This window comes from Methanoculleus sp. DTU007 (assembly GCF_001512385.1).
Classification (GTDB): Archaea; Halobacteriota; Methanomicrobia; order Methanomicrobiales; family Methanoculleaceae; genus Methanoculleus; species Methanoculleus thermophilus.
Map to the genome: position 1 here is coordinate 13,617 of NZ_LFRO01000029.1, position 12,022 is coordinate 25,638.

11 protein-coding genes are annotated in these 12,022 nt (G+C 59.2%); 8 read left to right on the forward strand and 3 right to left on the reverse strand.

Annotation, left to right across the window (positions count from 1 at the left end; translation table 11 throughout):
- Together truD and pth2 are read right to left on the reverse strand one after the other, a co-directional pair.
- Positions 1-1,272: a tRNA pseudouridine(13) synthase TruD gene (gene truD, locus ACI94_RS02700; protein ID WP_066958276.1), complete on the reverse strand. Its 1,272-nt coding sequence runs from the start codon at positions 1,270-1,272 to the stop codon at positions 1-3.
- Positions 1,269-1,631 carry a peptidyl-tRNA hydrolase Pth2 gene (gene pth2, locus ACI94_RS02705; RefSeq protein ID WP_066958274.1) on the reverse strand — a complete coding sequence of 121 codons (363 nt, stop codon included), beginning with the start codon at positions 1,629-1,631 and terminating at the stop codon, positions 1,269-1,271. The genes truD and pth2 overlap by 4 nt, the downstream gene beginning before the upstream one ends.
- A gap of 756 nt (positions 1,632-2,387) precedes the next feature.
- Here pth2 and ACI94_RS02710 point away from each other — a divergent pair.
- The 8 genes from ACI94_RS02710 (at position 2,388) to gyrA (ending at position 11,252) form a co-directional block, all read left to right on the forward strand.
- The gene (locus ACI94_RS02710) at positions 2,388-3,521 is read left to right on the forward strand and encodes an NAD(P)/FAD-dependent oxidoreductase (protein ID WP_236707448.1); all 1,134 of its coding nucleotides are present in this window, start codon (positions 2,388-2,390) and stop codon (positions 3,519-3,521) included.
- 63 nt (positions 3,522-3,584) lie between these two features.
- Positions 3,585-4,223, forward strand: coding sequence for a cobalt transporter CbiM (gene cbiM / locus ACI94_RS02715; protein WP_273258983.1), 639 nt, complete (start codon positions 3,585-3,587; stop codon positions 4,221-4,223).
- Entirely contained in the window at positions 4,223-4,573 is a 351-nt protein-coding gene (locus ACI94_RS02720; protein ID WP_066958269.1) for a PDGLE domain-containing protein, read from the forward strand. Before cbiM ends, ACI94_RS02720 begins: the two co-directional genes overlap by 1 nt.
- Positions 4,574-4,603: 30 nt before the next feature.
- Complete coding sequence (locus tag ACI94_RS02725) at positions 4,604-5,437, forward strand: ATP-binding cassette domain-containing protein (protein WP_066958267.1); 834 nt, start codon at positions 4,604-4,606, stop codon at positions 5,435-5,437.
- On the forward strand, positions 5,434-6,249 hold the full coding sequence (cbiQ, locus tag ACI94_RS02730) for a cobalt ECF transporter T component CbiQ (RefSeq protein WP_066958266.1): 816 nt from the start codon (positions 5,434-5,436) through the stop codon (positions 6,247-6,249). The genes ACI94_RS02725 and cbiQ overlap by 4 nt, the downstream gene beginning before the upstream one ends.
- Before the next feature lie 108 nt (positions 6,250-6,357).
- Positions 6,358-6,672, forward strand: a complete 315-nt coding sequence (locus ACI94_RS02735) for a hypothetical protein (protein ID WP_066958264.1) — start codon at positions 6,358-6,360, stop codon at positions 6,670-6,672.
- 202 nt (positions 6,673-6,874) lie between these two features.
- Complete coding sequence (gene gyrB / locus ACI94_RS02740) at positions 6,875-8,845, forward strand: DNA topoisomerase (ATP-hydrolyzing) subunit B (RefSeq protein WP_066958263.1); 1,971 nt, start codon at positions 6,875-6,877, stop codon at positions 8,843-8,845.
- Positions 8,835-11,252, forward strand: coding sequence for a DNA gyrase subunit A (gene gyrA / locus ACI94_RS02745; RefSeq protein WP_286681066.1), 2,418 nt, complete (start codon positions 8,835-8,837; stop codon positions 11,250-11,252). Before gyrB ends, gyrA begins: the two co-directional genes overlap by 11 nt.
- Before the next feature lie 45 nt (positions 11,253-11,297).
- On the opposite strand, the gene ACI94_RS02750 is transcribed toward gyrA, so the two are convergent.
- On the reverse strand, positions 11,298-12,011 hold the full coding sequence (locus ACI94_RS02750) for a PP2C family serine/threonine-protein phosphatase (RefSeq protein WP_224732832.1): 714 nt from the start codon (positions 12,009-12,011) through the stop codon (positions 11,298-11,300).
- Positions 12,012-12,022: the final 11 nt, after the last annotated feature.

The following is a 12,022-nucleotide window of genomic DNA, read 5'->3' on the forward strand; positions in this document are numbered from 1 at the left end:
TCAGATCATCACGTAGGGATCCGCCTTCATAAACTCCCGGCAGACCGTCGTCGCGTAGTGGCCGGGGGGGAGGGTAAACCGGAGCCGGACACTCTCACCGGATATATCAGCCTGAACATCCGCAGAGAGACTGATCGCCCGGAGAGTTCCGGCGAACTTGGTCTCCACGAACCGGGAGGCACGCTCGAAGTCTTCTGCAGTGATCCCCGACTTCTCCATCAGATCCTGCATGATCTCATCCATCGGACCGTGCGATGCCATCGGTTCGGAACCCGGAATGAATAGGGCAATCCGGCACCGGCCGCGGCGGATCTGCATGAGAGCCGCCTGCCGGTTCCGCGACGAGACGATATCCTCGCGGCCGTTTGCAAAGAGGAGACGGTCGCCGACCTCCGGCTCGGTGAGCGAGAAGCCTGCATCGATGCGGGAGGAGAGCGCGCAGTTGAAGAGATACGACTGGAACGCGCTTACGAGGAGCGAGAGGAGTTTTGGCGGAAGAACCCGGAGCGCGCCGGCGTAGTCGCCGGGGTTCGCGACGAGGTGGTTTGCCATCGCCCGCTCGTACGTCATCTGGATGGGAAGGTCGGCGAGCGCCGCCCGTGCATCGCGGGTCTCTGCAAAATTGCGCCTGGCCCGTTGCGCCGTCTCCGTCTCGAGGGGATACGTCCGGCCGATGTACGTGACCACGGCGCCCTCGTAATTGCCCTTGAGGATCTCCTCACCGACGATATGAGTGACCGGCCGGACGACGCCGAATCGCTGGAGCCCGTAGTAGTTTGGCACCCCGGCGGATACCGCCTCTGTGGCCGCCTGGACACGTTTAGCAAGTTCCTCCGGGTTACAGTCCCGGATAACGATATCGAACCGGTTGCCCGCAAGATCTCCGAGGCTGAGCGGATGCTGCGACCGGCCCACGACCTCAAGCAAGATATCTTTGATGCGCACCAGCCCGACCGCTTCGGGCGTGACATCGTAGATCGATATGAACTGGGTGGTCACCGCGTTCTTGTCCTTGGTCCCCGCCCAGGCGATCCGCCGGTGGCTGATCCCGAGGTGCTTAGCAATCTCTTTGACCGCCTGCTGGAGTTCCCAGTTCTTCTTGGTGAGCCGGCAGATGAGGTATGGTCCGTTCGGGTCGCTGATGGGAAGCGGAAGTTCTTCGACGACGAAGTCTTCGGGGCTTGAACGGAGCCGCCCCCCGATACCGGGGGAGTCGGATGCGTAATAGCGCATCCCGAGGTCTTTCTCAAGGGGATAGGGTGAGGGCATCATAGCAGGGAGAGGTCGCCGGTGATCCGGTCGAGGTCTTCGGAACGAGCGGGTCCAAGACCGAGCGCCGTCACGGTCCCCGGCGGGATCTCGGTCAACCCGGCGTCCTGGATGATCGAGGCGGGGATGCCCGCCTGCTCTGCGATCGTCTTGAGTTCAAAGAGCTGCCGCTCATTTTGCACCTTCAGCACCACTTTCTTCTGCCCTTCGTCGAGCCAGGCCTTCTTTGCGATCTTATCGGCCTTCTCGTAGGCGCTGACGGCGGCGTGGGCGATCTGCGCACACTTCTTGCCGCAACTCATCTTGATGTCGGCGCGCACGACCAGACACTGCTTCCACTTAAACTCCCGTTCTTCCGGCATTTCGGTACTACCTGGGGCATGATCCGTCAAATATGCAGCTAATGGGGGCAGGGGGCGGCAGGTGCTACTGGTATCGTTGATCTGAATGCTGGGGGGCACGATAGGACGAAAAATTAGGTATTCGGCGTGACTCACACTCGGGTGTTCCTGCTCTGTCCCGGGGTGTGTTGCATATTGGATCTGGTCTAAAAACCGGAGCCCATCCATGAGGTTTTGTTCTTAAGAGTGTGTGCACGGCTTTCCATGGGGCATCGTATCTGGGGGGTGGGGACAGGGGAGGGGGGCGTGCCCCCCTCGCACCTACCGGTGCTCGAGCTCCGGTCCTTCGGACCGTCGCACTCCCCGTCAGCCCCACCCCCCATGGCGATTCCCCCACGGTCCAGTGCAAGGGGTTTTGTGGGCGCATTCACCGTTCTGATTTAAAGCAAATATGCTCTGGAACTACCTATCCCTCAAATTTTTGAACTAGACCCGACAGGTTGCACAATTAGGAACAGACAAAACAAGCAAACTCAAGTGTGAGTCAACACTCTGAAGAACAAAACCTCATGAGATGGCTGTTGTTGGAAGTCCAATGGATGCCTTATCTGTCCAATCCGAAGACCGGCCGTACGACTATAAGTACCTCTCATCCACCCCATTTTATGCCTCCATAGGTCTATTATTGTCAGGAACCAGGTGCCGGCCTGAACACACGCACCCGGTCGCCGGAAACCCACGTCTGCGAGGCATGGTAATCTGATCTGGGATGTAGTTGTGGTTGGCGCAGGCCCCGCCGGGAGTGCTGCCGCGCGGGCCTGTGCTGAGGAGGGGCTTTCAACGCTCTGCATCGAGGAGCATGGAACGATCGGGTACCCCGTTCAGTGCGCGGGCCTCCTCTCCGCGTCCGCGTTTGCGGAGTGCGACGTCTCGAAGAGGTCGGTCTTGAACGAGGTGACCGGCGCCCGGATGTTCTCCGGTCTTGGCGGGGAACTCCTCTTCGACGCGGGGGTCACGAAGGCGTACGTCGTGGATCGGTGTCTCCTCGATCGGGAGATGGCGGAGAATGCAGCGAACGCGGGAGCGGAGTTTTGCTTGAAGACCAGCGCCTGCGGCATCCGGGGCACCACGCTTCTCGCCCGCGGGGTTTGCGGGCGCGAGGAGATTCCCTTCCGCCTCCTGATCGCCGCCGACGGCCCGCGCAGTTCCATCGCCCGAATGCTCGGTCTGCAGCGAGCGGAGACCTACCTCGCCGGGGTGCAGGCGGAGGTGCCGCATGAGATGGACCCGCGCTATGTGGAACTGCACCCCAACGCCTCCCCTGACTTCTTCGGGTGGGTGATCCCGGTGTCGGAGACCCGGGCACGCGTCGGGCTCTGCGCACGGGAGCAGGCAAAGGACCACTTCGATCGGTTCATCGCCCGATACGGGGATAATATCCTCCACCTCGTAAGCGGAGTCATCCCGCTCGGGGTCATGCCACAGACCTATGGCCACCGTGCGCTCTTCGTCGGCGATGCGGCGGGGTTTGCGAAACCCACGTCGGGAGGCGGGGTCTATACCGGCGTCCGGTCGGCAAAGCACGCTGCCGCAGTCGCAGCGGCCTGCGTGGCCCGCATGACGTTCGACGACGAAAGCCTCCGGGATTATGAACGACGCTGGAAGAAGGATTTCGGAAGAGAGCTTGATATCGGGATGAAGGCGCTTAGGATGAGGCAGAGGATGACGCCGGAAGAGATCGACCGCCTCTGCCGGGCCCTTAATGACGAAGACCTCATCGCGACGATTGTGGAGCACGGCGATATGGATCGGCCGGGTGCATTGCTCCGCAAACTCGCCCTGAAACCCGCATTAGCCAGGGCAATGGGCATACTTTTCGCATCAGGAGTACGTCAGATTCTTACCGGCTGATATCCCCGTCACGTTTAGTAATAACTTTATATCAAAACGTATTACAGTTCGTCAGGGTGCGACATGCATATTCCTGACGCGTTTATACCGATGGGACAGGCCCTGGTCTACTGGGTCATTGCCCTTATCTTCATTGCTCTCGCCCTCCGGTGGGCGCGACGTTCGATGGGAGAGGAGAAGGTGCCGCTGGTTGCCGTGCTTGCGGCAGGCATCTTCGCCATTCAGGCGTTGAACATCCCCATTCCCTGGGGAACGAGCGGCCACATGGTCGGCGCAGCGCTCGCGGCAATCGTCCTCGGGTCACCGTATGCAGGCGTCTTTGTCCTGACGCTGGTGCTCCTCGTGCAGGGCGTCATCTTCGGTGACGGCGGCATCACCGTCATGGGCGCCAACATCGTCAACATGGGCGTCGTCGGCGGATTTGTCGGCTACTACGGGTATACCGCCGTTAAGGGCGTAATAGGCAACTCGTATGCCGCTGCATTCATCGCCGGCTGGGCATCGCTCTTCATCTCCGCGATCCTCTGTGCGGTCGAACTTGCAATCGCCGGGACGTTCCCGCTTGGACTCGGCCTCACCATGATGGGGACCTACCACGCCGTCATCGGTCTCATCGAAGGAGGCATCACCGCGGTTGCTCTCTACCTGATCGCGTCGGCACGGCCCGACATCCTTGAACATCCCACGGTGGTGAGTGCGTAATGGAGAGAAAGCAGTTTGTCATCATCGGTATCGCGATCGCCCTCGTGATCGCCGTTGCCGCGCCGTTCCTCGCGTCAGGGGACCCCGACGGGCTAGAGAGTGCGTTCTTCAGCATCTACGGGGCAAAACCCTTCATGGGGAGCGAACTCGATGAAGATGCCGCCGGCGCCGCAGAGGAGCAGGTAGTCGCCGTGACCGGAAACGACTTCACGTATGAGGCGCTCATGCCCGATTACAGCATTCCCGGGATGGATAAGGCCGGAGAAGTGATCGCGATCGTGATCGGCACCCTCCTCATGCTCGTCCTGGTGCTCGGTGTTGCGAAGATCTCCGCACGGCCCGATAACTAAATACATAAAAAGTTCCTATTTTTTGCTATCATGCACCTGATCGAGACCCGCGATCTCACCCATATTTACCACGGCGGTGTTCGTGCCCTCGAGAGTGTGAACTTCATTGCAGAGCGAAAGTCACGCATCGCCGTCATCGGGCCGAACGGGGCCGGAAAGAGCACCCTTTTTAAGCATTTCAACGGCATCCTCAAACCCACGTCCGGCGAGGTGCTGGTCCGGGGCGAGCCGATCACGAAGGAGAACCTCCGCGAGGTGCGCAAGTTCGTCGGGATCGTCTTCCAGAACCCCGACGACCAGATCTTCTCTCCGACCGTGGAGCAGGATGTCGCGTTCGGTCCGACCAACCTCGGCCTCGACGAGACAACGGTTGCTCACCGCGTCGAGGAGGCGCTGCATCTCCTCGGGATCGAGGAACTGCGGGATCGCGTGCCGCACCACCTCTCGGGTGGCGAGAAGAAACGGGTGGCCATCGCGGGCATTCTCGCGATGGAGCCGCAGGTGCTGGTGCTTGATGAACCGACCGCGGGGCTCGATCCACAGGGTGTCTCCGATCTTGTCGAGTTCATCAATCGACTGCCCAATGAGTACGGCATGACGGTGGTCTTCTCGACACACCATCTCGACCTCGTTGCAGAGATGGCGGACTTCGTTTACGTGATGGATAAGGGGAGCGTGGTCGGCTCAGGGACGGTTGAGGAGATCTTCGCCCGGTCTGAGTTGCTTGCCCGTACAAGGCTCAATATACCGCCTATACCGAAATTGATCCGGTCGCTCCAGGAGAACGGCATTCCCATCGAGATGGCCTATACCTACGAGGATGCGAAGAAGTCGTTTCTCGAAGCCTATGCAAGAAGAGTATGATCGACGACCTCTATGCAATCGAGAAACATGCTGGCAGGATAAGCCCCATCCACCAGCTGGATGCGAGAATTAAACTTCTTATAACGCTCGCTGCCATTGTGGCCATCGTCGCCGTACCTTACTCGACGAGGATTTACGAGCTCGGTACCGTCTTCTTTGCTCTCTTTGCCGGACTCTGGGTTGTATCCCGCCTCTCTCCGGTTGTCTACCTCCAGAGGCTTGCGATCATCCTGCCGTTCGGGATCTTTCTCGTTATCTTTCAGGTCTTCATCAAAAATCCGTACTATGACGCCTTTCATACGATTGCAACCCTTCCCTTCGGGATCGAGGTCTACGCAGAATCTGTAGAGTTTGCGTCGATTCTCCTCGTGAAGTTCATCGTCAGCGTATCGTTCATCATCCTGCTCTCGTCAACGACAAAGATGCAGGATATGATCGAGGCCGCGGGGAGGCTTGGTCTGCCGCGGGAGTTCACCCTCACGCTCGGTATGATGGTCCGCTACATATTCGTCTTTGCCGAGATGTTCGGCAGGATACGGACCGCGATGGAGACCCGGTGTTTCGATCCCCTCGACCGGACGCTCCCCTACCGCTACCGGCTGCACCAGATCGGCTACACGGTCGGGACGATCTTCATCCGGTCCTACGAGCAGGGCGAGCGCACCTACACGAGCATGCTCTGCCGGGGCTACGGAGCGAACGCGAGCCTGTATATCCGGCGAAAGCCTCTCGGTGCCGGAGAGATCGTCTTCTTTGTCGGAGTACTGGCCTTCATCGTGCTCTCTACGGTGCTCATCTATATGCAGCCGTAGGTCGGTGGTGCCTGCAAGCCCCGCCCCCACACTTCCTAGATGGAACAGGGATTCTTCTCTGCCGCACAAAACGGATCATTCATATCAATCGGGTGTACATAGGAGAGTATGGCCGCAAAAAGCGAATTCGGCAGAGGCTTTATCGTCAATCTCATGCTTCTTTCGCGGCACTTCGGTCTGCCGCCGGAGAGGGCCTTCATTGGCGCCGCCGATCACCTCAACGACTTCATCGTGCCGGAACAGTTCCGGGGGACCGAGATCGAAGAGCTCGCTGAGCGTCTTCGCAAGATGGTAATCTGGCACCAGCCGGGTATCATGGACAAAGAGGATGCTGCAGACGTAAGAAGGCTTCTCAACCGGATAGCAGTAGCCATCGATACAGAGCTTGGCATACCGAACCCCGACACAGGGAAATACGATTGATTGGGATGCTCCTCTCCTGCACGGTCGGGCTGTTCATATTCCCTGGCAGATGCGGGCGAAAGCTCCATTGTGCTGTGGACCGCGAGGATAATCCTGAAACGATGAATTTTTTGGAGCCATACAGTATAAGTGGTTATAAGACCAATATATAGTGTGAGTTTTGTTGCGATTCAGGACACCGCTCTTCTAGCGGAGGTCATAGATGACTGATACTTACGATGCTTCTCATATTACGGTACTGGAAGGCTTGAGACCGGTGCGGGAACGTCCCGCCATGTACATCGGCAGTACGGATACCCGGGGGTTGCATCACCTGGTCTACGAGGTCGTGGACAATGCTGTGGATGAGGCTCTTGCCGGGTTCTGCGATCGGATCCTGGTGATCATCAACCGGGACGGTTCGATCACGATCGATGATAATGGCCGGGGTATCCCGGTCGATCTCATGCCGCAGTATGGCAAGAGCGCTCTTGAGATCGTCCTTACCGTACTCCATGCCGGTGGGAAGTTCGATAAGAACACGTACCAGGTCTCCGGCGGTCTGCATGGTGTCGGTGTCTCGGTCGTCAATGCTCTCTCAAGCTGGCTCGATGCAACGGTCTATAGGGACGGCAAGATCTACACGATGCAGTTCCGGCAGGGTCTGGTTACAAAGCCGCTTGAGAGCCGCCAGGAGACCCAAGCCGAGATGGAGGTGCGCTACGCGGAGCGATACGGCGACCGGCCGGGACGTCATATCGACTACGAGCGTCTTCGGGGCACCCGGATCACGTTCCAGCCCGACCGCTCGATCTTCGAGACCATCGAGTTCGATTATGATGTTCTGGACCACCGGCTCCGCGAGCTTGCCTACTTAAATAGCGGCCTTACGATCGTCCTCCGGGACGAGCGGACCGGCGATGCGGTCACATACTGTTTCGAAGACGGTATCCGGCAATTCGTCGCTCACATCGGCGAGGGGAAGGAGAGCCTCCACGATGATATCATCTACTTCCAGAAGCGCGACTCCGAGAACATGGTTGAGGTCGAGGTCGCCCTGCAATATAACAACTCATACACGGAGACGATCTACACCTACGTCAACAGCGTCAATACCCGCGAGGGAGGCACTCACCTCGAAGGCTTCCGGAGCGCTCTCACCAGGGCGATCAACGGCGCCGCCCACCGTAACAACCTCTTAAAAAGCAACGATGCCCAGGTACGGGGCGAAGATGTCAGGGAAGGGCTCGCGGCCGTCATCAGCACCCGGATCGCGAACCCCCAGTTCGAGGGGCAGACCAAGATGCGCCTTGGAAACAGCAACGTTCGGGGCATCGTGGACTCGCTCGTCTACTCCTCCCTCACCGAGTACTTTGAGGAGCATCCAAAGACCCTCCAGGCGATCGTGGAGAAGGCAATGGCGGCAGCCCGGGCCCGTGAAGCTGCCCGGGCCGCGCGCGATCTCGCCAGACGCAAGAGCACGCTTGAGTCAACCGGTCTTCCTGGGAAGCTCGCCGACTGCCAGGAACGTGACCCGGCGAAGAGCGAACTCTATATCGTGGAAGGAGACTCTGCAGGCGGTTCTGCGAAACAGGGCCGGGACCGAAAGTTCCAGGCGATCCTCCCCCTCCGGGGAAAGATCTTAAACGTCGAGAAGGCGTCGGCACACAAGATCCTCAAGAACGCTGAGATCCAGGCTCTGATCTCCGCTATCGGCACCGGGGTTGGGGACAATTTCGACGTGGAGCGAGCCCGCTACCACCACATCATCCTGATGACCGATGCGGATGTCGATGGGGCACATATCCGGACGCTCCTTCTCACGTTCTTCTACCGCTACATGGTGGAGATCATAGAGAAAGGCTACGTCTACATTGCCCAGCCGCCGCTCTATCGGATCGTCAGAGGAAAACAGGTGCAGTATGCCTACCGCGAAGAGGAGTTGCACAAGATCATCTCTGAGTCCGGCGAGAAAGGTCTCACCATCCAGCGTTACAAGGGTCTTGGTGAGATGAATGCAGAGCAGCTCTGGAGCACCACGATGGATCCGGAGAATCGGATCCTCAAACAGGTGAGGATCGAAGATGCCGCTTACGCAAACGAGATATTCGAGAAACTCATGGGAGAAAACGTAGACGCCCGGAGAGACTTCATCCGCCGGCACGCAAAGGAGGTGAACAACCTTGACATCTAAGCAGGTTGTTCCGATAAACATCGAAGACGAGATGAAGTCATGCTACATCGACTACGCGATGAGCGTGATCATCGGCCGGGCCATCCCCGACGTGAGGGACGGCTTGAAACCGGTCCATCGCCGCACCCTCTACGCCATGCGGGAGCTCGGCAACACCAGCGACAAGCCCTACAAGAAGAGCGCCCGTATTGTCGGAGACGTAATGGGTAAATACCATCCTCACGGCGATGCAGCCATCTACGATACGCTCGTGAAGATGGCCCAACCGTTCTCCTACCGCTACACGCTGGTGGACGGCCAGGGGAACTTCGGCTCCGTCGACGGGGACTCTGCTGCCGCCATGCGATACACGGAGGCGAGGCTCACCAAGGTCGCGGAGGAACTGCTCGCCGATATTGAGAAGGAGACCGTCGATTTCGTTCCGAACTTCGACGGATCGCTTGAGGAGCCCGCTGTCCTCCCTGCCCGGATCCCGAACCTCCTCGTCAACGGATCGAGCGGGATTGCGGTCGGTATGGCGACGAACATGCCGCCTCACAACCTCCGCGAGGTCTGTGAGGCGATCTGCCGTGTCATCGACGAGCCGGGTGTCTCCACGGAGGAGCTGATGCAGATCATGCCGGGCCCGGACTTTCCGACCGGCGGGATCATCATGGGCTCCGAGGGTATCCGCGAGGCCTACCTGACCGGGCGCGGGAAGTGCGTGGTCCGTGGAGTCGCAGAGATCGTGGAGGAAGGCCGGACACCGCAGATCATCATCACCGAGATCCCCTTCCAGGTGAACAAGGCGCGCTTGATCGAGAGCATCGCAGGCCATGTTCGTGAAAAGAGGATCGAGGGCATCAGTGACATCCGCGATGAGTCGGATCGCGACGGCATGCGGGTCGTGATCGACCTTAAAAAGGGTGTCTCGCCCCAGGTGGTGCTGAACTACCTCTACAAAAACACAGCGCTTGAGTCTTCCTTTGGGATCATCAACCTCGCGATCGTCGACCACCAGCCCCGGACGCTGAACCTCAAGGAACTCATCCACGAATATCTCAAGCACCGGGTGGAGGTCGTCCGGCGAAGGACCGAGTTCGATCTCGCTAAGAGCGAGGAACGAATGCACATCCTCCGCGGTCTCCTCGTCGCGCTCGAGAATATCGATGCGGTCATCGCGACCATCCGGGCATCCGGGACGACCGAGGAGGCTGCAAAGGCCCTGGTGGAGAAGTTTGCGCTGGATGAGGTGCAGGCCGACGCAATCTTGAAGATGCAGCTTCGGCGGCTTGCGGCGCTTGAGCAGCAGAAGATCCTCGACGAACGTGATGCCCTCGCCAAAGAGATCGAGCGGCTCACCGAGATCCTTGCAAGCGAAGCAAACATTCTTGCCGTGATCAAGAGTGAACTCGTCGATATTGGTACGCGCTACGGTGACGAACGGAGGACCCGGATCGAGCGCAAAGTCGAGACGCTCGAGGTGGAGGACCTCATCGAGAATAAACCAATGCTGGTCTCGCTCACCTCTTCAAATTACATCAAGCGCATCGACCTTGACACCTACAGGAACCAGCGGCGCGGGGGACGCGGCGTCATCGGAATGGCCACCAAGGAAGACGACGGCGTCGAGCGGGTCTTTGTCGCCAATACGCACGATACTCTCCTCTGTTTCACTGATAGAGGGAAGGCGTACTGGCTGAAGGTCTACGACCTTCCCGAGGGGCAGCGGGCGAGCAAGGGCAAGGCCCTTGTCAACCTCTTAAACCTCGGCGGCGACGAGCGGGTGACTGCTGTCACTCCGGTCAGGGAGTTCCGGTCAGATCACTACCTCTTCTTTGCGACGAGAGGAGGAACTGTCGCAAAGATTGCGCTCGACGAGTTCTCGAGGCCCCGGCAGACCGGGATCAATGCTATCAACCTCCGCGATGGCGATGCGCTGGTGGATGTGAAGGTGACCGATGGGAACCAGGAACTGATCCTGACGACCAAGTTCGGGCAGAGCCTCCGGTTCCACGAGGAGGCGGTTCGCCCGGTTCACCGGGGTGCCATGGGCGTGCGGGGGATCAAGCTCCGCAGCGGGGATACCCTCCAGGCCATATCCGTGGTTGAGGGCGACCATCTCCTCACCATCACGGAGCAGGGCTTCGGGAAGCGGACGGAGTTCGACGAGTTCCGCGGCCACGGGAGAGGCACGCTCGGCGTACGAAACATCCTCGTTGACGCCCGGGGCGGCGGTGTCGTCGGATCGATGGCAGTCTCCGACGATGCCGAGATCATCGTGATGAGTGCGTCCGGCATCGTAATCCGGACGAAGGTCTCCGAGATCTCGGTCCAGAAACGAGGAACTCGCGGCGTCCGGGTCATGAAACTCGATGACGGCGACCGTGTCATCGGATTTACGATCCTCGATAAGGAAGATGCGTAAATCCCTCCTACTCCGTCTTTTTTAACCCGGACACCGGGTCGCTTATCACGCTCTTGCGACGATTGCGGTGATGTTATCGGTGCTTGCTGCGTCCTTCGCGGCCTCGATCAGCCTTCGGCATGCCTCCTCGGGCTCACTGGCAAGCACAATCTCCTGAATGGCGCTCTCAGGGAGATAGTCGTGGAGACCGTCTGAGGTGATGACGAGAACCGCCCCGGCAATCATCTGCTCATCTAGGTCCACCCGCACCCATCTCTCCAGGCCAAGAGCCTGGGTCAGGATGTTCTTTCCGGGGTGAGAGATCGCTTCTGCGGGGGAGATTACCCCGGAATCCACAAGGCTCTGGACGTAATTCTGGTCGCGCGTATGCCAGACGGACGAGGGCGTGATGATGTGGGTTCTACAATCGCCCACCGTGCCGATCCAGCACCTGCCCGAATCATCAACGATCGCAGCCGAGAGTGTCGTCCCGGAGTTCAGGCGGTTTTCCTGGTTGTAGGTGCGTATTCTCGTATTTGCATGCTGGAAGATGCGCTCAAGCACTGCGGGAGGTTCCATCGCGGGAAGGCACCTTTCTGCAATCGCCTCCAGAGCCTGGATTGCCATCCTGCTTGCGACCTCCCCGCGCTCGTGCCCCCCAAGGCCGTCAGCGACGGCAAATACGTGATACCCGTTGACCTGGCCGGTAAAATAGGCATCTTCGTTCTGCTCACGTAGCCCCATATCGCTCATCGCCGCATATCGAATCACCGGCTTCACACCTACCCCAC